The 22,988-nt window shown below is 59.1% G+C and carries 26 protein-coding genes and 1 pseudogene; 10 read left to right on the top strand and 17 right to left on the bottom strand.

The features are described from left to right. Positions 1–13 precede the first annotated feature (13 nt). The 11 genes from fliP to fliF all read right to left on the bottom strand — a co-directional run bounded on the left by fliP (position 14) and on the right by fliF (position 9,681). Positions 14–775 (bottom strand): flagellar type III secretion system pore protein FliP, encoded by a 762-nt coding sequence (gene fliP / locus BVU99_RS03250; RefSeq protein WP_025303257.1) that lies wholly within the window; start codon positions 773–775, stop codon positions 14–16. Then, positions 772–1,176, bottom strand: a complete 405-nt coding sequence (gene fliO / locus BVU99_RS03255) for a flagellar biosynthetic protein FliO (protein ID WP_025303256.1) — start codon at positions 1,174–1,176, stop codon at positions 772–774. The genes fliP and fliO overlap by 4 nt, the downstream gene beginning before the upstream one ends. Continuing rightward, positions 1,176–1,592 carry a flagellar motor switch protein FliN gene (gene fliN / locus BVU99_RS03260; RefSeq protein ID WP_038876868.1) on the bottom strand — a complete coding sequence of 139 codons (417 nt, stop codon included), beginning with the start codon at positions 1,590–1,592 and terminating at the stop codon, positions 1,176–1,178. Before fliN ends, fliO begins: the two co-directional genes overlap by 1 nt. Next, positions 1,585–2,589 carry a flagellar motor switch protein FliM gene (gene fliM / locus BVU99_RS03265; RefSeq protein ID WP_025303254.1) on the bottom strand — a complete coding sequence of 335 codons (1,005 nt, stop codon included), beginning with the start codon at positions 2,587–2,589 and terminating at the stop codon, positions 1,585–1,587. Before fliM ends, fliN begins: the two co-directional genes overlap by 8 nt. A 5-nt stretch (positions 2,590–2,594) precedes the next feature. After that, the gene (gene fliL / locus BVU99_RS03270) at positions 2,595–3,080 is read right to left on the bottom strand and encodes a flagellar basal body-associated protein FliL (protein ID WP_025303253.1); all 486 of its coding nucleotides are present in this window, start codon (positions 3,078–3,080) and stop codon (positions 2,595–2,597) included. A gap of 165 nt (positions 3,081–3,245) precedes the next feature. Beyond that, positions 3,246–4,475, bottom strand: coding sequence for a flagellar hook-length control protein FliK (locus BVU99_RS03275; protein ID WP_099817140.1), 1,230 nt, complete (start codon positions 4,473–4,475; stop codon positions 3,246–3,248). Continuing rightward, positions 4,472–4,918: a flagellar export protein FliJ gene (gene fliJ / locus BVU99_RS03280; protein ID WP_043138615.1), complete on the bottom strand. Its 447-nt coding sequence runs from the start codon at positions 4,916–4,918 to the stop codon at positions 4,472–4,474. Before fliJ ends, BVU99_RS03275 begins: the two co-directional genes overlap by 4 nt. 21 nt (positions 4,919–4,939) lie before the next feature. Next, complete coding sequence (fliI, locus tag BVU99_RS03285) at positions 4,940–6,301, bottom strand: flagellar protein export ATPase FliI (protein WP_004934781.1); 1,362 nt, start codon at positions 6,299–6,301, stop codon at positions 4,940–4,942. Beyond that, positions 6,301–7,005, bottom strand: coding sequence for a flagellar assembly protein FliH (gene fliH / locus BVU99_RS03290; protein WP_025303250.1), 705 nt, complete (start codon positions 7,003–7,005; stop codon positions 6,301–6,303). Before fliH ends, fliI begins: the two co-directional genes overlap by 1 nt. Beyond that, on the bottom strand, positions 6,998–7,990 hold the full coding sequence (gene fliG, locus BVU99_RS03295) for a flagellar motor switch protein FliG (protein ID WP_025303249.1): 993 nt from the start codon (positions 7,988–7,990) through the stop codon (positions 6,998–7,000). Before fliG ends, fliH begins: the two co-directional genes overlap by 8 nt. Beyond that, on the bottom strand, positions 7,987–9,681 hold the full coding sequence (fliF, locus tag BVU99_RS03300) for a flagellar basal-body MS-ring/collar protein FliF (protein WP_049204117.1): 1,695 nt from the start codon (positions 9,679–9,681) through the stop codon (positions 7,987–7,989). The genes fliG and fliF overlap by 4 nt, the downstream gene beginning before the upstream one ends. Positions 9,682–9,996: 315 nt before the next feature. Between fliF and fliE the strand changes: the two genes are divergently transcribed. Next, positions 9,997–10,311, top strand: a complete 315-nt coding sequence (gene fliE, locus BVU99_RS03305; protein WP_025159836.1) for a flagellar hook-basal body complex protein FliE — start codon at positions 9,997–9,999, stop codon at positions 10,309–10,311. Positions 10,312–10,388: 77 nt separating this feature from the next. Then, positions 10,389–10,592, top strand: coding sequence for a hypothetical protein (locus tag BVU99_RS03310; RefSeq protein WP_141998313.1), 204 nt, complete (start codon positions 10,389–10,391; stop codon positions 10,590–10,592). Between the two features lie 173 nt (positions 10,593–10,765). On the opposite strand, the gene BVU99_RS03315 is transcribed toward BVU99_RS03310, so the two are convergent. Further along, positions 10,766–11,365, bottom strand: a complete 600-nt coding sequence (locus tag BVU99_RS03315; RefSeq protein WP_060433359.1) for an NAD(P)H-dependent oxidoreductase — start codon at positions 11,363–11,365, stop codon at positions 10,766–10,768. 128 nt (positions 11,366–11,493) lie between these two features. Between BVU99_RS03315 and BVU99_RS03320 the strand changes: the two genes are divergently transcribed. Next, the gene (locus BVU99_RS03320) at positions 11,494–12,423 is read left to right on the top strand and encodes a LysR family transcriptional regulator (protein WP_025303245.1); all 930 of its coding nucleotides are present in this window, start codon (positions 11,494–11,496) and stop codon (positions 12,421–12,423) included. 479 nt (positions 12,424–12,902) lie between these two features. Here BVU99_RS03320 and BVU99_RS03325 read toward each other — a convergent pair whose 3' ends face one another. The 4 genes from BVU99_RS03325 to fliD form a co-directional block, all read right to left on the bottom strand. Further along, positions 12,903–13,763: a helix-turn-helix transcriptional regulator gene (locus BVU99_RS03325; RefSeq protein ID WP_025303244.1), complete on the bottom strand. Its 861-nt coding sequence runs from the start codon at positions 13,761–13,763 to the stop codon at positions 12,903–12,905. A gap of 308 nt (positions 13,764–14,071) precedes the next feature. Continuing rightward, complete coding sequence (fliT, locus tag BVU99_RS03330; protein ID WP_004934765.1) at positions 14,072–14,440, bottom strand: flagella biosynthesis regulatory protein FliT; 369 nt, start codon at positions 14,438–14,440, stop codon at positions 14,072–14,074. Beyond that, positions 14,440–14,850, bottom strand: coding sequence for a flagellar export chaperone FliS (fliS, locus tag BVU99_RS03335; RefSeq protein ID WP_099817141.1), 411 nt, complete (start codon positions 14,848–14,850; stop codon positions 14,440–14,442). The genes fliT and fliS overlap by 1 nt, the downstream gene beginning before the upstream one ends. A 32-nt stretch (positions 14,851–14,882) precedes the next feature. After that, positions 14,883–16,298, bottom strand: a complete 1,416-nt coding sequence (fliD, locus tag BVU99_RS03340; protein ID WP_099817142.1) for a flagellar filament capping protein FliD — start codon at positions 16,296–16,298, stop codon at positions 14,883–14,885. Positions 16,299–16,579: 281 nt separating this feature from the next. Here fliD and BVU99_RS03350 point away from each other — a divergent pair, with 281 nt between their 5' ends. The 7 genes from BVU99_RS03350 (at position 16,580) to tcyN (ending at position 22,781) form a co-directional block, all read left to right on the top strand. Next, a complete protein-coding gene (locus BVU99_RS03350) occupies positions 16,580–17,860 on the top strand; it encodes a flagellin FliC (RefSeq protein ID WP_049295852.1) in 1,281 nt (426 codons plus the stop codon). Between the two features lie 182 nt (positions 17,861–18,042). Beyond that, complete coding sequence (locus BVU99_RS03355; protein WP_004934752.1) at positions 18,043–18,765, top strand: RNA polymerase sigma factor FliA; 723 nt, start codon at positions 18,043–18,045, stop codon at positions 18,763–18,765. 55 nt (positions 18,766–18,820) lie between these two features. Next, positions 18,821–19,330 carry a flagella biosynthesis regulatory protein FliZ gene (fliZ, locus tag BVU99_RS03360; protein WP_025303240.1) on the top strand — a complete coding sequence of 170 codons (510 nt, stop codon included), beginning with the start codon at positions 18,821–18,823 and terminating at the stop codon, positions 19,328–19,330. A gap of 124 nt (positions 19,331–19,454) precedes the next feature. After that, positions 19,455–20,447, top strand: a complete 993-nt coding sequence (locus tag BVU99_RS03365; protein WP_049295850.1) for a D-cysteine desulfhydrase — start codon at positions 19,455–19,457, stop codon at positions 20,445–20,447. A gap of 115 nt (positions 20,448–20,562) precedes the next feature. Continuing rightward, the gene (tcyJ, locus tag BVU99_RS03370) at positions 20,563–21,363 is read left to right on the top strand and encodes a cystine ABC transporter substrate-binding protein (protein WP_025303238.1); all 801 of its coding nucleotides are present in this window, start codon (positions 20,563–20,565) and stop codon (positions 21,361–21,363) included. Then, a complete protein-coding gene (gene tcyL, locus BVU99_RS03375) occupies positions 21,363–22,025 on the top strand; it encodes a cystine ABC transporter permease (RefSeq protein WP_025303237.1) in 663 nt (220 codons plus the stop codon). Before tcyJ ends, tcyL begins: the two co-directional genes overlap by 1 nt. 3 nt (positions 22,026–22,028) lie before the next feature. Continuing rightward, entirely contained in the window at positions 22,029–22,781 is a 753-nt protein-coding gene (gene tcyN, locus BVU99_RS03380) for an L-cystine ABC transporter ATP-binding protein TcyN (RefSeq protein ID WP_025303236.1), read from the top strand. A gap of 29 nt (positions 22,782–22,810) precedes the next feature. On the opposite strand, the pseudogene BVU99_RS25395 reads toward tcyN, so the two are convergent. Then, positions 22,811–22,906: pseudogene (locus tag BVU99_RS25395) on the bottom strand (type II toxin-antitoxin system HicB family antitoxin); the annotation flags it as partial. Positions 22,907–22,988 lie beyond the last annotated feature (82 nt).

The raw sequence follows: 22,988 nt of genomic DNA on the forward strand, positions 1-22,988 counted from the left end.
CTCCGGTCAGGGGTTACGAATAGAAGCTCTGCGCCAGCGAGCCGAGCAGCAGCTGCCAGCCATCGACCAGCACGAACAGCATCAGCTTGAACGGCAGCGAGATGGTGGCGGGCGGCACCATCATCATCCCCAGCGCCATCAGCACGCTGGCGACCACCAGGTCGATAATCAGGAACGGAATGAACACCGTAAAGCCGATCTGGAAGGCGGTTTTCAGTTCGCTGGTGACGTAGGCGGGCAGCAGGATGCGCATCGGCACCGCCTCCGGGCCGGCCAGCGGCGGCTGATTGGCCAATCTGGCGTACAGCGCGAGATCGGTTTCGCGCGTTTGGCGCAGCATGAATTCGCGCAGTGGCTGCGCGCCTTTATCCAGCGCGACTTCCAGCCCGATTTTGTCCTGGCTGAACGGCAGGTAGGCATCCTGATAAACCTTGTCGAACACCGGCGACATGATGAAGAAGGTCAGGAACAACGCCAGCCCCAGCATCACCTGGTTCGGCGGCGCCGACGGCGTGCCCAGCGCGTTGCGCAGCAGGCCGAGCACGATGATGATGCGGGTGAAGCTGGTCATCATCAGCAGCATGGCCGGCAGGAAGGTCAGCGAGGTCAACAGAACCAGCGTCTGCACCGGCAGCGACCAGCTTTGGCCGCCGTTGGCCAGCGGCTGACTGATCAGCCCCGGCAGTTGTGCCAAAGCCGCCGGGCTGATGAACAGCAGGGCGGCAGGGAGCCAAACCGCCGGACGGCGGACGAGGGTATGAAGAGTCGAGGTCATGCCGATTTTTCCGGGCGTTTCAGAACTTTTTGCATCAGTTGGCGGAAGTCCGCCGGCGTCGCCACGTCGGCCGCGCCCTCGTCTTTCGGCGGGGCGGGCAGGGTGTGCAGCGGGGTGATCTGCTGGGCGGTGACGCCCAGTACCAGCAAGGTGTCATCGACTTCCACCACCACCACGCGCTCGCGCTGCCCGACCTGGCAACTGGCGCGCAGGTTGAGCAGTTTGTTGTTGCGCGCCTGCGGGGCGAAACCCAGCCGACGGAACAGCCAACCGGCCAGCAGGATCAGCAGCAGAATGCCGCCGAGCGCGCTGCTGACCTGCATCAACACCGAACCGGCCGGCAGGGCCGGCGCGGCGGGGGATTGGCTGCTTTGAACGGTTACGGGCGCCGCAACGGTCATCAGCGGCTCAGTCGACGCATGCGTTCGGATGGGGTGATAATGTCGGTGATGCGCACGCCGAACTTGTCGGCCACCACTACCACTTCACCTTGTGCGATCAGGTAACCGTTGATCAGGATGTCCAGCGGCTCGCCGGCCAGGCCGTCCAGCGCCACCACCGAGCCTTGCGACAGGCGCAGCAGCTCTTTGATGGTCATCTTGGTGCGCCCCAGTTCCACGGTCAGCTTGACCGGAATATCCAGGATCAGGTCGATATCCTGCAGGCTGCCGAGCGCATCCTGAGCTTCCAGCGACTTGAACACCCCTTCGGTGCTCGCGCCGGATTTCTCTGTCGACTGCTGCTCGTTAAACGCATCAGCCCACAGATCGTCTACGGATTCCTTTCCTTCGCCAGACGGTTGCTTAGGATCACTCATTGGGCTGTTCCTCACTCAGAGCATTCAAAATAGGGTTAATCAAATGTTCAACACGCAGGGCATATTGCCCGTTTAACGTGCCGTATTGGCTGGTCAGAACCGGTACGCCGTCCACATGGGCGATCAGGCGTTCCGGCTTGTCTATCGGTAATACATCGCCCGGTTGCAGCTTCAGGACTTTCGACAGCCGCATCGGGATATCGACGAAGTTGGCGATCAGCTCCAGTTCGGAGTGCTGCACCTGCTTCACCAGCGTTTCGCGCCAGTGGCTGTCTTCCTGCCGCGAATTTTCCAGCGGCGGGTTGGTCAACAGCTCGCGCAGCGGTTCGATCATCGCGAACGGAATGCAGATGTTGAACTCGCCGGTCAGCGCGCCGATCTCCACCTGGAACGGCGTGGTGACCACGATGTCGTTCGGCGAGGTGGTGATGTTGGTGAACTTCACCTGCATTTCGGCGCGCACGTATTCCACGTCGATCTTGTAAATGGCGCTCCAGGCGTCGCCATAGGCGTCCAGCGCCAGGCGCAGCATGCGTTTGATCACCCGCTGTTCGGTCGGGGTGAATTCGCGGCCTTCGACTTTGGTCGGGAAGCGGCCGTCGCCGCCGAACAGGTTGTCGACGGCGATGAACACCAGACTCGGCGCGAACACGAACAGGGCAGTGCCGCGCAGCGGATTCAGATGCACCAGGTTCAGGTTGGTCGGCACCGGCAGGTTGCGGGCGAACTCGTGATACGGCTGGATTTTGATCGGGCCGACGGTAATGTCCGGGCTGCGGCGCAGCAGGTTGAACAACCCCATGCGGAACTGCCGGGCAAAACGTTCGTTGATGATTTCCAGCGCGTGCAGACGCTCGCGCACCACGCGGCGCTGGGTGTTCGGATCGTAAGGCTTGACCTCGCTCTCTTTGCCGACTATCGCTTCGGGTTCATCACCCGCGCTGTCGCCGTTGAGCAAGGCGTCGATCTCTGCCTGTGAAAGAATGCTATCGCCCATAGTGATTACCGCAGTATGAAGGCGGTGAACAGCACGTCGCTGACCACCTGCTTCGGTTGTCCCTTAACCAGCGGCGGGCTGAGCACGTCCTTAATCTGCGCCACCAGCTGTTGCTTCCCTTGTTCATTGGCCAGCTGGCCCGCTTCCTGACGGGAGAGCAGCATCAGCAAGCGGCTGCGCACTTCCGGCAGAAAATCGTTCAGCTGACGGCGGGTACTTTCGTCCGGCAGACGCAGCGTGAGTCCGATATACAGCACGCGATCCGGGTTGTTGTCCGGCGTCACCAGGTTGACGGTAAAGGTGTCGAGCGGCATGAACACCGGCGCGGCCGGCGGTTGCTGTTTGACGGCGGCCGGTTCGGCGCCGTTTTTATGCTGTTGCAGCAGCCACCAGCTGTAGCCCGCGGCGCCACAGGCGACGACGCTGATCAATACCAGCAGGATGACCAGAAGGGAGCGTTTCGGTGCTGCCGGAAGGGTGTTCTGAGACATAGCCAAATCTAATTCCTGTTGTTCCACCCGCAGCCTGCGAGGCGGCGGGCATGGCGCGCGGCAAAGCCGCACGCATGACATGTAAAGGTATTATCGCGTCTATCACGGCGTGCAATAGCCTGAATAGACGCGCAAATGGGTGCCAGCTTGGGCGTTTGCGGCGGCTCAGGCGAAAATATCGACGCCGTTGACCGCACTGGCCATGCGCTGCAGCGCCACCGGCGCGCTGACGCCGTCGGCGGCCGCAGCCTCACCGCCAGCATGTTCAGCATAGCTGGAACGCCCCTGGCCGTTGGACGCCTGCTGCTGCCCCTGTTGCCATTGCGGGGTGGACTCGCCGCCCACGCTGCTTTGCCCCAGGTTGATGCCGCTCTCCGCCAGCGCGTGACGCAGCTGCGGCATCGCTGCTTCCACCGCCGCGCGCACCTGACCGTGGGCGGAGGCAATGTGCAATTGCGCCTGCTGATCGTCCAGTTTCAGCGTGATCTGCAAGGCGCCCAGCTCCTGCGGGTGCAGGCGCAGCTCGGCACTTTGCTGGCCGTTGCGGTGGAACATCAGCACCTGTTGGTTCAACGCCTGCTGCCATTCCGGGCTGCCCAGCTGCGCGTTGAGCTGCGGCGTAGGCGGTGCGGTCACCAGTGCGCTGGCCGGTGCGGCCGTTTGCGTTGGGCTGGCGGCGGCCAGGGCGACGGCATGGTTGAGCGTCGGTTGCTGCTGCGCATCGCTCGCCGGCAGCGGCTGTGCGGTACTTGCGCGCTCACCGCTGGTCGGTTGCGGGAGCGCCGCCTTGGCATTATCGTCGCCGGTGGCCGGCGTTTTCGCGCCTATCAGCGACGGAGCAGGGGATGCCGATGAACGCGCGGCGGTTTTATCACCGGCCGCCGCAATGTTCAGCAGGCCATTGCCGGGCTGCAGTGCAGTCGCCTCGTCAGCGTTTTCCACCGGCAGCGAACGTTGGCCTTCGGTCGGTTGCGCCTGGGCGACGAGCGCGGCCGGCAGCATGGCGTACAGCGCCTGCAGCGTTGCGGCATCCAGCTCTTTGGCGGCGGCGATCGGTGGTTGCGCCGGTTTGTCGCCGGCGGTGGGTGCCTCGGCTTCGGCGCCTTCAGGTGAAAGCGCATCGGCTGGGGTGGCCGGGTTCTGCAGCAGGCCGCCGCGCTCGCCGAAGGTGGCTAGCAGTTGATTGAGCTGGTTGCGGCTCAGGGCCGGGGCGCGTTCCTCGTCCGCGCTCAGCGCGACCGGCGGCTGTTTGCCATCGGCGGCGGGCGCGAAACGTGCGCCGAGCAGCTGGGTGAAGGCCGATGACAACTGGCTCTCATCCAGCGCCGACGTCAGTTCGGCCAGGCCGCCGGCGTCGCCGGGTAAGGCCAGGCCGGGCAGGGCGTTCAGATTCATGGGTTGATATTCCTTTGTGCACTGCGTTGAGCGAACTCATCCATCAGTTTTTGATCCCGTTTGTTCTCCTGCTGCTGCTCCGCATTTAAGGCGCGGGTATGCAGGGTCTCGAAAGCGTTCAGCCGCTGTTGTTTGTCTTGCCATTGCTTCACCGCATGATCCACTTTCTGCCCCCACTGCAGCAGCTGCTGGCGGTGCTGGTCGATGGCCTGTTCCAGCGTGCCGATAAACTGCTGGTAGTTTTGCCAGCTAGAGCTGTCCATGCCGTCGCAAAGCGTATGATTCAGCTTCTGGCGGTATTCGTCCTGATAGTTGAGCAGCATCGACAGCTGTTGCTCTGCCGCCTGCTGCGCCTGCCGTACCTGGCCCAGCTGTTGCGCGGCCTGTTCCACCGCATCCTGCGCCAGATCTCGCAGGGTAATCAGGGGAGATTGTGATTTCATCGCTGTGCGCCTCTGGTGACGTTAAACAATCAACTGCTGCAGCTGTTGACAGGCTTCATCGTAGCCGCTGCGTTCAAAGATGCCCTGTTGCAGGTACGCTTCCATCTGCGGGTACAGCGTCATCGCTTTGTCCAGCAACGGATCGCTGCCGGCCGCGTAGGCGCCGACGCTGATCAGATCGCGGTTGCGCTGATAGCTGGCCAGCATCTGCTTGAAGGTGCGTACCCGGCGATAATGCTCTTCGTCGATCAGCGACGTCATGGCGCGGCTGATTGACGCTTCGATGTCGATAGCCGGGTAATGGCCGGCTTCCGCCAGGCGCCGGGACAGCACCACGTGGCCGTCGAGGATGGCGCGCGCCGAGTCGGCGATCGGGTCTTGCTGATCGTCCCCTTCGGTCAATACGGTGTAGAAGGCGGTAATGGAACCGCCGCCGCTGATGCCGTTACCCGCGCGTTCCACCAGCGCAGGCAGTTTGGCGAAGACCGAAGGCGGATAGCCTTTGGTCGCCGGCGGTTCGCCGATGGCCAGGGCGATCTCACGCTGCGCCATGGCGTAGCGGGTAAGGGAGTCCATGATCAGCAACACGTGCTGCCCGCGATCGCGGAAATCTTCGGCGATGCGGGTGGCGTAGGCCGCCCCCTGCATGCGCAGCAACGGCGATACGTCCGCCGGCGCAGCGATCACCACCGAGCGCGCCCGGCCTTCGGCACCGAGAATGTTCTCGATAAAGTCTTTGACCTCGCGGCCGCGCTCGCCGATCAGGCCAACGACGATCACATCCGCCTGGGTATAACGGGCCATCATGCCGAGCAACACGCTCTTGCCGACGCCGGAGCCGGCGAACAGGCCCATGCGCTGGCCGCGACCGACGGTCAGCAGACCGTTGATGGTGCGCACCCCCACGTCCAGCACCTGCTCGATCGGCGTGCGCTGCAAGGGGTTGAACGGCGCGGTGATCAGCGGCGCGCGGTAACCGGTTTCCGGTGAAGGCAGGCCGTCGAGCGGTTTGGCGCTGCCGTCCAGCACCCGTCCCAACAGGGCTGGGCCGAGCGGCAGCTGTTTGCCGGCGCTTTGGCCTTCCGGCGCGATGCGGGCGTAAACCCGCGCGCCCGGCACGATGCCTTCGACTTCTTCCAGCGGCATCAGGAACAGCCGCTGGCCGTTGAAGCCGACCACTTCGCTTTCCACTTCCTGCACTTCACCGGCGTCGTGCCGTTCGATGAGGCAGGTCGCGCCGAGCGGCAGCTGCAGGCCGGTAGCCTCCAGCACCAGCCCGGTCGCGCGGGTCAGGCGGCCGTAGCGGCGCACCGTCGGCGCGCGGGCGATGCGTTTTTCCAGCGTATCCAGAGAACTCAGCCAGCGGCCGAGACGCGCGGTCATCAGACTTCTCCCGGTGCCGCCAGGCGGCACAGTTCATGCCAGCGCGTCGCCAGGCTGGCGTCGAGATCGCCTTCCTCGGCGCTGACCTTGCAGCCGCCCGGATGCAGTTCGCCGTCCGCCAACAGGCGCCAGCCGTGCAGGCTGAGGGTAACCCCCAACTGTTGCTCGACGCGGGGGTAGTCGTCCGGGTGGACCCGCAGCTGCGGCTTGCCGTTGAACATCGGCTCCTGCTGGATCAGCTGTTGGATCTGCGCGAGCAGGGCGGTGCCGTCGCACACCGGCGGCTGGCCCAGCACCTGTTTGGCGGCGGTCAACGCCAGCTGCATCAACCGTGAAGCGATCACGCTGTCGAGCGCGTCCAGCGTGTGCTGGAATTCGGTAACCAACTGCTGCCAGTGGGCGGTCAGCGGCTGTTGCTGCTGCTGCGCTTCCAGCAGCCCTTGCTGACGGCCTTCTTCCAGACCGGACTGAAAACCGGCTTCATAGCCTTTTTGCTGGCCGTCGGCATAGCCCAACTGCTGGCCCTGTTGCTCAGCCTGCAGCCGCAGCGTCGCCAACTGCTGTTGCAATTCGGCCTGCGCGTCCGGCGACGGATCGCTTTGTTCGAGATCCGGCAGCGGCGGCAGGTCGAACGCCGGTTTCTGTTCGCCCAAATCGTTGAGCGACCAGGGCTGCCAGGGCAGGGTGTTAATGCGATCAGACATAGGTGTCCTCGCCGCCGCCAATGATCATTTCGCCGGTTTCCGCCAGGCGTCTTACCACCAACAGGATGGCTTTCTGCTCGTTCTCCACCTGCGACATGCGCACCGGCCCACGGTTGGCCAGATCGTCGCGCAGGATGTCGGCGGCGCGTTGCGACATGTTCTTGAGGAACTTCTCGCGCAGCGGCTGTTCGGCGCCTTTCAATGCGATCAGCAGCGACTCGCCTTCCACTTCCTGCAGCAGACGCTGGATGCTGCGATCGTCGACTTCCACCAGGTTTTCGAACAGGAACATCTCGTCGATGATCTTCTGCGCCAGCTCGCCGTCGTATTCGCGCATCGCGTCGATGACCGCTTCTTCCTGCTGGGTTTTCATCAGGTTGATGATCTCGGCGGCGGTGCGCACCCCGCCCATTTTGCTGCGCTTGAGGTTCTGGCCGTCGAGCAGGTTGTTCAGCACTTCGGTCAGCTCCGCCAACGCCGCCGGCTGCACGCCGCCGAAGGTGGCGATACGCAGCATCACGTCGTTGCGCAGACGTTCGTCGAACAGGGCCAGGATATCCGCCGCCTGGCCGCGTTTGAGGTGCACCAGAATAGTGGCGATGATCTGCGGGTGTTCGTCGCGGATCAGATCGGCAGCGCTCTGCGGCTCCATAAAGTTGAGCGTTTCCATGCCGGTGGTGGTCTCGCGCGATTCGAGAATGTCTTCCAGCAGGCTGGCGGCGCGCTCTTCGCCCAGGGCCTTGACCAGCACCGAGCGCAGATAGTCGCTGGCGTTGACGCTCAGCGCCGCGTATTGCTCGGCGTCGTCTTCAAACTCGGTCAGTACTTCGCCGAGCTGTTTGTGCGAAACCTGGCTCATGCCGGCCATGGTGCCGCTCAGCAGCTGTACTTCGCGCGAGGAGAGGTGCTTGAACACCTCCGCCGCGCGATCTTCACCCAGCGTCATCAGCAAGATGGCGCTTTTGTCGGTTCCGGTCAGGCTCATATCTCGTTACTCATCCATTGGCGGATTACCAGAGCGACCACGCGTGGGTCTTTATCAGCCAGATCGCGGATCCGCTGGCTCTGGACTTCTGCGCTGACGCGCTGCTGCGATTTACGACGCTGCGCCAGCTCCTCGTTGCTCGGTTTGCCGCTGTCGGCCGGTTTGGCGGCAGGGGCATTGGCGGCGGCGATGGCGGCCTGTTGCGCCGCCTGGCGCTGTTGCAGCTGTGGCCGCACCAGTTTGCGCCACAGCAGCCAGGCCACCAGCAGCACCAGCAGATAGCGGCCCGCGTCGATCAGGCGATCGATAAACGACTGGCTTTGCCAGAACGGCAGTTCGCCACCGGTCACCTGACTGTCGGTAAACGGCGTGTTGACCACGTTCAGGGTATCGCCACGGCTGCTGGAGTAGCCCATCGCTTCACGCACCAGCGCTTCGATCTGCGCCAACTGCTCTTTGCTCATCGGCTGCGGTTTGCCGTCTTTATCTACGCCGAGGTAGTTGACTACCACGGCGACCGACAGACGCTGCACGGTGCCGGCTTTTTGCTGGGTGTGGCGAATGGTGCGGTCGAGTTCGTAGTTGGTGGTCGCGTCGCGACGGGTATTTTGCGGTACGCCGTTGGCCGCCGCGCTGCGGGTGGTTGCGGCGTTTTGCGCGGTGGCATTGTTGCCTGCGGCGTTGGCCGGCTTGGCGGTCTCAATCGGCGCGGTGGCCGGTGCGCTTGGCTGATTGGACAGCGCGCCTGGCACGCCGCCCACCTGTGGCCCGCCGATCTGCTCGCTCAGGCTGGTTTGCTGAGAGCGAATAGCGGCTTTGTCAGGCTGTTGGTTAGGTTGGTACTGTTCATCGGTTTGTTCGCGCGTGGCGAAGTCGATCTGCGCCGTGACCTGCGCACGCACGTTGGCGCTGCCGACCACCGGGGCGAGGATCGCCTCGATGCGGCGCTGGAAGCCGTTTTCCACTTCGTTGGCGTATTTCAGCTGCGAGGCGTTGAGATCGCGCCCGGTGCCGTCGGACTGCGTCAGCAGGCGGCCAGCCTGGTCGACTACGGTCACGTTGCCCGGCGGCAGGCCGGCGACGCTGCTCGACACCATATAAACGATGGCGTTGATCTGGCCGTCGTCCAGCGCACGGCCGGGTTGCAGGGTCAGCGTCACCGACGCGGAAGGGGATTTCTGTTCGCGTACGAACAGCGAAGGTTTCGGCAACGCCAGGTGAACGCGGGCGTTTTGCACCGGCCCCAGCGACTCGATGGTGCGCGACAGCTCGCCTTCAAGGGCGCGCTGATAGTTGATCTGCTCGCTGAACTGGCTGATGCCGAATTTTTCCTGATCCAGCAGTTCGAAACCGACGGCGCCGCCTTTCGGCAGCCCTTGCTGCGCGAGGCGCAGACGGGTTTCATGCACTTTTTCCGCCGGGATCAGCAGCGCTGCGCCATTTTCGGCAAAGCGATAAGGGATATTCATCTGCGTCAGCTGGGTGACGATGGCGCCGCCGTCGCGGTCGTTCAGATTGCTGTACAGCACGCGGTAGTCGGGGCTTTTCACCCACAACAGCAGCGCGACGACGATCGCGATCGCGGCGGAAGCGGCGACCAGCAACGGAATTTTCGGGTTGGCGCGCAGACGATTCCAGATGGCTTGCAGGCCGTTGTCGCGGCTTTCGCCGGCGGTTATCGAAGCACTCATTTTAGGTCTCGTCCTTCAATGGCGCTCACGATCCCGTATGGGCCGCTGAGCAGCTCCCTGCCAGGCTGATGAACGGTATGGTTAGCGTTGTGTGACAAAACAGACTCCCTGATACACATATCTTCTAAATAGCGGCGCTCCCATTTCTGGGCAGGCCATTATTCGCCTTATCAGACGATTCCGATTGCCCGATAAGCCGGGTTTTTTGCAGTTAATTAACCGCTTTAGGTCTGAAAACGCTGTGCTAGGGTGTGCATCATTGGAGAAGTGCAGGGTGAAAACGTCACCCGGCGAGACGAGATGATTGAGGATCAGATGGCGATTCAGGGCATTGAAGGGGTACTGCAGCAGATGCAGACCATGGCGGTTCAGGCCGGCAAGATGGGGCAGAATGCGGCGCCGCAGGGCGTCAGCTTCGCCAGCGAACTGACCGCGGCGCTCGGCAAGATCAGCGAGACCCAGCAAACGGCGCGCAAACAGGCGCAGGATTTCGAACTGGGCGTGCCGGGCATCAGCCTGAACGATGTGATGGTCGATCTGCAGAAATCGTCGGTGTCTTTACAGCTGGGCGTACAGGTGCGCAACAAGCTGGTGGCGGCCTACCAGGATATTATGAATATGCCGGTGTGATGAACGTGCCGATCATTTTTCAGTGAAATTTGGGTCGGCGCTGTTACCCTATAGCGACGGTCATTTATCGGGATAGGATGATGTACAAATCGCTGTATCTTGCTCTGGGTATCATGGCGTTGTCTGGATGCGCCGGGCAAAACGATGACTATTCATCGGCACAAAAAAATGCGGCTCATCAGGACGCCGGCAAAGAATGGAAAGCGTTTGTCGCGCCACTGTCGGTGAAAACGCAGTCGCCCGGCGAGCGAGAAATGAAACGCGCTGCCCGGCAATACTGAAGTCACGACTTCAGCCAATAGGCAAAAAAAACCAGCTATCGAAATAGCTGGCTGAAGGTGCGATAAAACATTTATGTATGTGATGTAGGAGCGTCGACGCCCGCTCGAAGTGGTGCCGACGCGGTTATCATATTTGTTATGTTATAACAAATCAATGCTGCTGTGCGTTTGCTTCAGCCTGCCAATTCTGCGATCCGCTCGCGGGCGTTCGCCAACCCCTGAGCGAGGCCGTGCGGTTTCATATCCAGCCCTTCGGCATAGATAAACTGCACGTCGCCGATCCCCATCAGCCCCATCACCGAGCGCAGGTACGGCGTCACGGCGTCGGTCGGCTGGCCGGCGTGTATGCCGCCGCGTGAACTGAATACCAGCGCATTGACGCCTTCTACCAGCCCCACTGGGTAAGTGGCGGTATAGTTGAACGTCACCCGGGCGCGGGCCACCAGATCGAACCAGTTTTTCAGCTGGGTTGGAACGTTGAGGTTATACATCGGCGCGCCGATCAGCAGCAGATCGCTCCCTTTCAGTTCGGCAATCAGCCGGTCGGAGAGCGCTACCGTCGCTTTGGCGCGTGGGCTGATGTTTTCTGCGCCTCGCAGCGCATCGAACAGCTCGCCGTCCAATACCGGCAGATCCAAGGCCGCCAAATCGTGTTCGACGATCTGATCTTCATATCCTTTGGCCCGACGCGCCGCCAGATAGTGGTCAATCAGGTTATTGGTCTGCGAGTCGTTTCCCATAATGCTGGATTTGAGTACCAGTATTTTTTTCATGCTGTTGTCCTCTGACGGTAATCTGTGGTTTTCACCGGGACTCCGGAATGACTGCAGGTTACCATTGCCTGATGATCACCAGTGGTGATAGGTTTTCACTTAATTGATTCCAATTTGGAAGCATTAAGATGAAAAGCGATCTCAGCGCACTGCCGGCGTTTGTTGCCGTAGCGGAAGGCGGCAGTTTTGCCGCCGCCGCAGAAAAATTGCATCTGACACGTTCTGCGGTCAGCAAAATCGTGTCGCGTCTGGAGGCGCGGCTGGGCGTGATGTTGTTTATGCGCACGACGCGCAGCCTGAGCCTGACGGATGAAGGGGCGTTGTACTATGAGCACTGCCGGCAGGCGTTGGCGAACGTTCAGGCGGCGGAAAACCAGTTGGACAGTGGCAAGATGCAGGTCCGAGGCCGGCTCAGGATCTCGATGCCGGTGTTGTTCGGCCATCTGTGCATTGCACCCTTGATGACGGCACTGGCGAATGAGCATCCCTTACTGACGCTGGAAATTTCGTTCAACGACCGCAGGATCGATCTGATCGATGAGGGGTTCGATCTGGCGGTTCGCATCGGCGAACTGGCGGACAGCGGCAGTTTGGTTGCCCGGCGCCTGGGCGAACACGGCATGCTGCTGTGCGCCTCGCCCGACTACCTGCGGCGCAGTGGTGAACCGAGCACGCTGGACGCGTTAAGCCAACACCAGGCGGTGGGGTATCTGCACGCCGGCGCCGTGTTGCCCTGGCAACTTCGCGGCGAAAACGGTGAGCTGCAGTCGTTCAGGCCACCGGCCAAGATGATGATGGATGACATGCAGGGGATCGTCGATGCCGTTTCCGCCGGAGCCGGTATTGCCTGGCTGCCGGAGTGGCTGGTACGCGAGCGGCTGATGGCAGGGACGCTGGTGGAAATCATGCGCGGTGGATCCAGCCTCAGTTTTCCGGTGAATGCCGTGTGGCCCTATATGCCTTATCAGCCGCTCAAGGTGCGGCTGGCGGTGGAAAAACTGGTGGCGGAGCTACCGGGGAAATTGGCGCTTGTGGCACCACCGGTATTGCCGTGCTAATGGCCGGTGTCGCAACCGACAAGGAATGGGCGCTAATCTACCGAATAGAGGGGCGAAAACGGTGCTGTCAGGCTTATTGAATACGCAGGTGACCGTTTATTATAGCCTGATTAGTAGGGTTATTATTCGAGGCAGGTCAATGAGCACGAAAAGCGAATCCAGATGGCGTCTGATCAGTATTTTAATGCTGACGGTACTTGCCGTATTAATTGGCGTTCTGGTTAAACTGGACTGAAGTCTGACCAGGCGATAAAAAGCCTGGCCGTTTTATTGTGCGGCAAGTAAACGCATCATGTCTTCTTCATACAACAATACCAACAGCCACAGCCCCAACAACGTGATTGCTAGAGAAAATAATCGCTTTTCATTACGCATCATTTATTTCGCTCTTCGGCGGATGAACGTTGCGTAGCGTATCTCGGCGGTGTGACAATCGTTAGGGATCTGTGTCAAATAAAGCCATTTTGTTACGCGTCTATTTAGGTTTCTCCGGCGACCAGCGACTCAATGCCTTGAGAGCCGGGTTCCATAATCCTTTGATGACCGCGAATAGCGGTAGGGGCGAAACCGAAACGTTTGCGAAAACGTTCGGCGAAACGTGATGCGCTTTCATAGCCGACATGTTGCGCAATGGCGGAGATCGGCCAGTCGGTCGACTGCAGCAGGGCCAGCGCGCTACTCATGCGCACGTCGATCATCAGATTACGCAATGCGGTATTTTCCATCGACAGTTTGCGGCGCAGCATCACTTCACTCATCGACAGGCTCTCCGCCACTTTGGCCGCCGTCCAAATGCTGTGCGGATCGGTTGCCAGGCAGCGACGCACGCGTTGGGTGAGGTCTTTGGCTTCGTTGTGGATGAAGCGAATGCCGAACTGGGCCAGCCACAGCAGAATTTCCAGCATTTTGTGCCGCACGATGATGGTGGGAAACCGCTGCCGGAGCGCCAGCGCCAGGCTGGTCGTCTCAAAACTGTGCTTCAGGGCGCAAGGCAGGTTGCGCAGCGCCAGGACGGCATCGAACGGCATTGGCGTCGGCGCTTCCTCAGCCGGAGGCTGAATCGTGAGCAGCCGTGGATCGCAGGTCAGCAACTGGCAGCTGAAAACACCTTCTGCGGATGGGCCATTAATAATATCCACCGTTTGCCCCCCGTCGATAATCAACAGCTCGCCGGCATGAGCCACCACCTCGTGTTGTTGCCAGCGTACGCGCTTATGGCCTTGTTGTATCAGATACAGATGTGGTTGCTCAAAATAGACTGAAGGGAATAATAATTCAGTATGCTGAATGATGTGCGCTGAGGCGCCAATTCCTGGACAGAGATTAATTGTACGTTCCATCGATATTCATTTCGCAGCCATTATCTGAGAATATCTTTACGCTTTGATCCGCGTTGGAGCAACATTTTTCCATGGGCCGTGAAACACAGCGGCGTGTTTTATCTATCAAAAATCAATTTCCTGCTGAACAGAAAACGTCCGTGTCGGGATAATGTTTATCCATTAAAGTGAGAGCCAGGCTCGAAGCGCGCATTTTACCAATTACCCATAAACTGAATAATTCAAATGCCATAGATTAATATCCTAACGTAACCCGAGAGTAATAGCGCATAGTGCTATTTAATCCATTTTCGTCAGTATTGTCGATCTTATCGGACCTGTGGTTCCCCCAGCAACAGCGCACGATCATGAAACTGGCCGTAGGTATTGTTGACCACGTTCTGGCGCGTGGACTGTTCGATCAGCATCTTCAGCTCATCCATCCGCTGCTGTAACAGACGTTTGAGCTCGGTTTCGTTGTCGAGGATCTGTTGCAGCTTATTGCGCAGCATTTCCTGCAGCGCCATTGACGGGCCGGCTTGCCCGGTGAAGGCGGCGGTTTTTTCCACCGCCGTCACGTAAGCGAATTCGAGCTCGACGAGCTCCTCCCAGCGCCCGGTTTGCGCCAGCGCGATCATCTGGCTGCTCAGGCTATAAATTTGTTGATAAGCGGCTAACAGCTGCTGTTGACGTTCCATTACATGGCGTCCTGCGAAGGTTGGTAGTTAGGGCCAATCTGGCGCCAGGCGTCGGCGATGTTTTCCAGCAGTTTGACCACTTCGGCGATCGCCGCTTCGTCGTTGTGCAGGTTGGCCTGCATCAGCCGACGTTTCATATAGTCGTACAACGCCGCCAGGTTTTCGGCGATCTCGCCACCCTGCTGAGGGTCGAGGCCGCTTTTCAGACCGTTGTCGATGATATTGATGGCTTTGGACAGCGCTATACCTTTGCCGGCGATATCGCCCTGGTTCATCAGGATGCGTGCGCGAAGCAGGGCGCTGAGCGCCCCGTCGAACAACATCACGATTAACTGGTGCGGGCTGGCGCTCATGGCGCCGCTTTCCAGACTGACCTGCGCATAGGCCTGAGTGCCGCTTCTGTTATACATGTTGTTTCTTTACCTGTTACCTGGTTAAGGGATCACTTTGCCGAGAACTGCTGTTGTAAATAGTTACCTGTGCTGCTCAATTTGGACATCATGGTATCCAACTGAACGAACTGCTGCTTATAGCGGTCGATGGTGTTCTGAATGCTGGCCGTGACCGTGGTTATCTGGATGTTCAGGCGATCGAGATTGGTGTTGATGCTCTTGGTCGAGTTCTCGATGATGCCGCCGGCCTTGATGTAATTTTGGATCTCGTTGTGGATCTCGGTGGCCATACCGGTGTCTTTGCCGTTACCGGCGAAGAAGTTGGCGATTTGTTCCGGTTTTTCGTCGATGGCTTTGTTCAGCTTGGCGCTGTCGATTTCCAGCTTGCCGGTTTTGGTGTTGGTGGAAATGCCGAGGTTGCCCAGGCCTTTCAACTCCGGGTTGTCTTGAGCCGAGCTGAGAGCGCTTTTGATCGAGGACTGAATACCACGCAGGGTGTTGTCGCCCAGCAGCGCGCCGTTCTTGGCATTCTGTGCTTCACCGGGTTTGACCGGAGTGTATTTGGTTAACGAATTAAAGGTGTCCAGCAGCGAGTTATAGCTGTCGACCCACTCTTTAATCTTGTCGGCGCTGCCGCTCTTGTCGATACCGATCACCAGGTTTTGCGGTTCACCGGCCTTGGTGGTGGTTTTCAGGTCGAGCGTGACACCCTGCAGGGCATCGGCGATTGAGTTGGTGCTGCGCTTGATGGTGGTGCCGTTAACGACGATTTCCGCATCCTGGCCGGGCACGGTTTGCTTCATCGCGGTGCTGCCATCTTTCGGCGGGTTTTTAGGATCGTAGTTGAGGATAGCGCCGAGCTTGTCGTCGTTATTGACCTGCACCGCAATGGTGTTTTTTTCGCCTGGCGTAGTGGAGCTCAATGCCAGCTGATAGTCATTGTCGCCGACGCGCATGATGCTGGCGGTAACGCCGGATTTCGATTTGTTGATGACGTCGCGCATCTCGACCAGCGAAGTCTGATCGTCGCCGAGTGGGATATTGGTTTCTTTCGGCGGGTTGCCGGCGGTGATGCTGATGGAACGATTGTTGTTGCCCGGCGTGCCCAGCTTGGCCTGCTGATCGGTAATCGTCGCTTTGGTGGTCAACGTTTGCGGCTGTGCCAGTTTCAGCACCTCGATCGAGTAGTTGCCCGGTACCGACTTGTCGGTGGTGGTCACGGTAAACTGATCGTGCTTGGTGGCGGTGGTGCTGTTGAAGAACTCTGGCTTGGCCAGGTCTTTGCTCAGATTGTCAAACTTCTCCAGCGCGCCCTTCAATGTGCCGTAACCGGTCAACTGGGCGTTATAGCTGGTCTGCTGGGTAGTGTACGGCGTCAGGCGCTGCTGTTCCGCTTTGGTCAGCTTGTCAAGCAAGCCGTTGAGGTCGAGTCCTGAGCCGATGCCTAATGAACTGATCGATGCCATTCGTGCTTCTCCTTGGTAATGACTTTATTCGCTTTACGCGTTATCGGCCCAGTGATGAAAAAGTTTACCGAAAAAAATAAAAAACCGATGGTGCAATAGAGGAGGGAAAAACCGCGTTATTTCCGCCATTGCCGGCGATGCAAAAAAAATTAAAAAAATTCTAAAGGTTGTTAGGGGAGGGCCGATACCTGAGGGGACGGTGGTTGACGCCGTGGGCAAACAAGCCCGAACCTTTTAACCGTGTTGCGAAGAACGCAACTGACTCGTAAGGAAAGCAAACAATGGCACAAGTAATCAACACTAACAGCCTGTCGCTGATGGCGCAGAACAACCTGAACAAATCTCAGTCTTCTCTGGGCACTGCGATTGAGCGTCTGTCTTCCGGTCTGCGTATCAACAGCGCGAAAGACGATGCTGCGGGTCAGGCGATCTCCAACCGTTTCACCGCGAACATCAAAGGCCTGACTCAGGCTTCCCGTAACGCCAACGACGGTATCTCTCTGGCGCAAACCACCGAAGGCGCACTGAACGAAGTTAACGACAACCTGCAGAACATCCGTCGTCTGACCGTACAGGCGCAGAACGGTTCTAACTCTGATAGCGATCTGAAATCTATCCAAGATGAGATCACCCAGCGTTTGTCTGAAATCGACCGTATCTCCCAACAAACTGATTTCAACGGTGTAAAAGTTCTGAGCAAGGATCAGTCTCTGACTATTCAGGTTGGCGCTAACGACGGCGAAACCATCAGCATCGATCTGAAAAACATCAACAAAGATACCCTGAATCTTACTACTTTCGATGTTTCCGACAAAAACAATAAAATTGGCGCTGTAGTTAACAGCGTACCAGGAACCAAATCTGTACCCGCTACCGTAGGTAAAGACGCGTCGGGCGCAGATATCGCCGATAAGACAAAAGCTTCAGTAGTTAGCTATACCGATGGCGGCACAACTAAGTATGCGATTAAAGATACTACTGGTACCGCTAAGTACTACGAAGCAACAAAACAAGCTGATGGTTCATTCAACTATGATACCGCTTCAGATGTTACTACTGCAGCAACAGCCGGTACCCCTACAGCAGTGACTAATATCGACGTAAAATCTGACAAAAATGTAACAGTTAAGGGATTGGCTTCAGGTGAAGAGTTGCACTCCTTTACTGACAGCACTGGTGCATCCAAATACGTTGTTAAAACTACCGGTACTGATGGTAAAACAATGTATAAAGATGCAACCGTAGCTGCTGACGGGACTGTGACCGCAACAACTGAAAACAAGAATGTGATCAACCCGCTGAAACAACTGGACGACGCACTGTCTCAGGTTGACGGCCTGCGTTCTTCCCTGGGTGCGGTACAGAACCGTTTCGATTCTGTTATCAACAACCTGAACAGCACCGTGAACAACCTGTCCGCTTCTCAGTCCCGTATCCAGGATGCTGACTACGCGACCGAAGTGTCCAACATGAGCCGTGCCAACATCCTGCAACAGGCTGGCACCTCTGTTCTGGCACAGGCTAACCAGTCTACTCAGAACGTTCTGTCCCTGCTGCGTTAATCGTCTCTCCCGATTAACTGTCGCAAAGAAACCCCGCTTCGGCGGGGTTTTTTTATGCTCGCGCACCGCGCGGTTATTACATGGCGCAAATAAAGCCTGTTTTGTGCGACTGTTCAGCCGATTGGCATTTCGCCCCCTACGCATAATAGCGCTGACTCTCTTATCCGCAGGTTTAAGACATAGTGAGCGATCTGTATACCGCCGAAGGCGTGATGGACAAAAATTCTCTCTGGCTGCGCTACGTGCCGTTAGTGCGCCACGAGGCGTTGCGCCTGCAGGTCAGGCTGCCCGCCAGCGTGGAGCTTGACGACCTGCTGCAGGCCGGGGGAATCGGGCTATTGAACGCCGTTGAGCGTTATGACGCCCTACAGGGAACCGCCTTTACCACCTATGCGGTGCAGCGCATTCGCGGCGCGATGCTCGACGAGCTGCGCAGCCGCGACTGGGTGCCGCGCAGCGTGCGGCGCCATGCGCGCGAGGTCGCGCAGGTGATGCGGCAACTGGAACAGCGTTACGGCCGCCCTGCGAGCGAGACGGAAGTGGCGCAGACGCTGAATATCTCGCTGGATGAGTACCGTCAAATTCTGTTGGACACCAATAACAGCCAGCTTTTCTCCTACGACGAATGGCGCGAGGAGCATGGCGAAAACGCGGAACCGATGCTGGAAGGGCATGAAGAGGCCAACCCGCTGCATCACCTGTTGGAAGGCAGCCTGCGCCAGCGGGTGATCGACGCCATCGAGGCGTTGCCGGAGCGCGAAAAAATGGTGCTGACGCTGTATTACCAGGAAGAGTTGAATCTCAAAGAGATCGGCGCCGTGCTGGACGTCGGGGAATCCCGCGTCAGCCAACTGCACAGTCAGGCGATCAAACGGCTGCGTGCGCGGCTGGCGAACGATACCTGACGGCGGCCCGCCGCCCCTCAACTTGATGACCCATGCGACAACCGGACTGCCCCTTATGCCAGGAATACTGTTAAAGAAACGGCCGCTTAGCCGTTACCTGAAAGACTACAAGCACAGCCAGACCCATTGCTCCCAGTGCGGCAAACTGTTGGACCGCATGGCGCTGGTGTTTCGCGGCAAGATTATCAATAAAGAAGCCATCGCGCGCATGGATCAGCCGATCGACGATGCGGTCTGGCAAAACGTGCAGCACGAGCTGACCGCGCTGTGCCGCTTTTGCAGCGAGATCTCCTGTAACAGCCACCCGAGCTATTTCGACATCATGGCGTTCAAGCAGTATCTGTTCGAACAGACCGAGATGAGCCACAGCACCATCCGCGAGTATGTGGTGCGGCTGCGTCGGCTGGACGAAATGCTGGTGGCGCGCAACTATCCGGCGGATAAATTCGCCAGCAGCGCCAGCCATCAGCGCATTATCGACGATCTGCCTACCGCGGCGCACAACAACTACCGCATTGCGCTGCGCAAATACGATCAGTATCTCGCCTGGCAGCGCAGCTACTGAGATTTTCCCCGGCCGCTGGGCCGGGGTCTGCGGATCCCCCCGTGATAAAGGATGATTATTCAGTTCACATCTGCTAAATCTATCGGTTATCAGATGTTGATATTCGATTCCCTGGGGGGAAGTAGTGAACCTGCAACAACGACTGGCGCAATTTCCGCGTCTGGATCTGGTTGGCACCGCCACACCGCTCGAAAAGCTGTCCCGTCTCTCCGATTACCTCGGCCGCGAAATCTACCTTAAACGTGACGATGTCACTCCAATGGCCATGGGCGGCAACAAGCTGAGAAAGCTCGAGTTTCTGGCCGCCGATGCGCTGAGGCAAGGCGCCGATACGCTGGTCACCGCCGGCGCCATTCAATCCAACCACGTGCGCCAGACGGCGGCGGTGGCGGCGAAGCTGGGCCTGCACTGCGTCGCGCTGCTGGAAAACCCTATAGACACCCGCGCGGAAAACTACCTGACCAACGGCAACCGCCTGTTGCTCGGCCTGTTCAACGCCGAGGTGGTGATGTGCGAAGCGCTGCACGATCCGCAGCAACAGCTGGCAGAACTGGCGACGCGCCTTGAGGCGCAGGGGTTCCGGCCTTACGTGGTGCCGGTGGGCGGCTCCAATGCCCTGGGCGCGCTGGGATATGTGCAGTGCGCATTGGAAATCGCCGAACAGAGCCAACGCAGCAACGTGGCGTTCAGTTCTGTGGTGGTGGCGTCCGGCAGCGCCGGCACTCACGCCGGGCTGGCGGTGGGGTTGCAACAGCTGCTGCCGGAAACCGAGTTGATCGGCGTGACGGTCTCGCGCACCGTGATCGATCAACTGCCTAAGGTGGAGCAGATCCAGAAAGCCCTGGCTTGTTCGCTGAATATCGACGAGCTGGCGCCGATCGCGCTGTGGGACGATTATTTCGCGCCGCAGTACGGCATGCCGAACGAAGAGGGCATGGCGGCTGTGCAGCTGCTGGCGCAGCAAGAGGGCGTGTTGCTGGATCCGGTATACACCGGCAAAGCGATGGCCGGTTTGATCGACGGCATCGCCCAGCGGCGCTTCCGCGATGAGGGCCCTATTCTGTTCGTTCACACCGGTGGTGCGCCGGCGCTGTTCGCCTACCATCCGCAGGTGTAAAAACCGCTTGTTATTCCATTTTGAACTATATTTATAAAGTTATATTCCTTTATGCGGGCGGTCGCACTGTTAAAGTGCTGATATCAAAAAAGATAAATAACACACAGGGGTGTTTATGATGTTTGCGAAAGTTCGTCGTCAATGGTTGTTGGGCGTGGTGGGTATTGCGTTGGCCGCCGGTGTGACGACTCAAACCTACGCCGCTGATAACCTGCTGCAGCAGGTGAAACAGCGCGGCACGCTGATCGTCGGGCTGGAAGGCACCTATCCGCCGTTCAGCTTCCAGGGTGAAGACGGCAAGCTGACCGGTTTTGAAGTGGATTTCGCCAACGCGCTGGCGGAACATCTGGGCGTGAAAGCCAAGCTGAACCCGACCAAGTGGGACGGCATGCTGGCGTCGTTGGACTCGAAACGTATCGACGTGGTTATCAACCAGGTGACGCTCTCCGATGAGCGCAAGAAGAAATATGACTTCTCCACCCCTTACACCGTTTCCGGCATTCAGGCGCTGGTGAAAAAGGGCAACGAAGGCACCATCACCAAGCCGGAAGACCTGAAGGGCAAGAAGGTCGGCGTCGGCCTGGGCACCAACTATGAGCAATGGCTGCGCGAGAACGTGCAGGGCGTAGACGTGCGCACCTACGACGACGATCCGACCAAGTATCAGGATCTGCGCGTTGGCCGCATCAACGCCATTCTGGTGGATCGCTTGGCGGCGCTGGATCTGGTGAAGAAAACCGGCGATACGCTGGCGGTAGCCGGCCCGGCGTTCTCTCGCCAGGAATCCGGCGTGGCGCTGCGCAAGAACAACCCAGAGCTGCTGGCCGCGATTGACCAGGCGATCGCCGAGATGCAAAAAGACGGCACGCTGGCGAAGATCTCCGAGAAATGGTTTGGCGCGGACGTAACTAAATAATGCACGAAAGTATTCAACTGGCGCTGGATTCAGCGCCATTTTTATTGAAGGGCGCAATACTGACGCTTCAGCTCAGCCTGGGCGGTATGGCGCTAGGCTTGTTGCTCGGTTTTCTGCTGGCGCTGATGCGCCTTTCGCCGCTGTGGCCGCTGTCGTGGCTGTCGCGTATTTACGTGTCGCTGTTCCGCGGCACGCCGTTGATTGCCCAGCTGTTTATGATCTATTACGGTCTGCCGCAGTTCGGCATCGAATTCGACCCTTTCCCGGCGGCGCTGATTGGCCTGTCGCTCAATACCGCCGCCTACACCTCGGAAACGCTGCGCGCGGCGATTTCGTCGATCGATAAAGGGCAGTGGGAAGCCGCCGCCAGCATTGGCATGACCCGTTGGCAAACCCTGCGCCGGGTGATCCTGCCGCAGGCGGCGCGCACCGCCTTGCCACCGCTGGGCAACAGCTTTATCGGCCTGGTGAAGGACACCTCGCTGGCCGCCACCATTCAGGTGCCGGAACTGTTCCGCCAGGCGCAGCTGATCACCTCGCGCACGCTGGAAGTGTTCACCATGTACCTGGCGGCATCGCTGATTTACTGGGTGATGGCGACCCTGCTTTCCGCACTGCAAAACCGTCTGGAAGCCCACGTTAATCGCCAGGATCAGGAGTAACGCATGAGTGCCATTGAAGTTAAGCAATTGACCAAGCAGTTCAAGGGTCAGACGGTGCTGCATGGGATCGATCTGGCGGTGGACGCCGGTGAAGTGGTGGCGATCATCGGCCCGAGCGGCTCAGGGAAAACCACCTTGTTGCGCTGCATCAATCTGCTGGAGGAGCCGGATTCCGGCACTATTCGCGTCGGCGATATTCAGATCGACGGCAGCAAGCCGCTGAGCAAACAGAAAAATCAGGTGCGCGCGCTGCGTCAGCAGGTCGGTTTCGTGTTCCAGAACTTCAACCTGTTTCCGCACCGTTCGGTGCTGGAAAACATCATCGAAGGGCCGGTTATCGTTAAAGGCGAGGCGAAAGCCAGCGCTGAACAGCGCGCCCGCGCGTTGCTGGCCAAAGTGGGCCTGAGCGGCAAAGAGGCGGCTTATCCGCGGCGTCTGTCCGGCGGGCAGCAGCAGCGGGTGGCGATCGCGCGCGCGCTGGCGATGCAGCCGGAGGTGATTTTGTTCGACGAGCCGACGTCGGCGCTCGATCCCGAGCTGGTGGGGGAAGTGCTCAATACCATGCGCTCACTGGCGGAAGAGAAACGCACCATGGTGATCGTCACCCATGAGATGAGCTTCGCCCGCGACGTGGCCGACCGGGTTATCTTTATGGATCACGGCCGCATTGTTGAACAGGGCCCGGCCAAAGCGCTGTTCGCCAATCCGCAGCATCAGCGCACCCAGCAATTCCTCGACAAGTTCCGGAATCAATAAGGCGTCGGGGGCGTTTCCCCCGACCGCATTCACTCCGCTTTCAACCATTCGTTTCGCGCGGCGGCGGCGAGAAACCCGCTGCGGCTACCGTATCCCGGATGTTGCCGAATCAGAGAGTCAATGCGTCTCGTAGCGCTCTGACGCGGCTTTCAAACAGAATAATCCGTCTATGTTGTTATCGTCCAAGAGCGACGCTCCACCCTGTAA

The organism is Serratia sp. OLAL2 (genome assembly GCF_002752475.1).
Taxonomy (GTDB): Bacteria; Pseudomonadota; Gammaproteobacteria; order Enterobacterales; family Enterobacteriaceae; genus Serratia; species Serratia bockelmannii.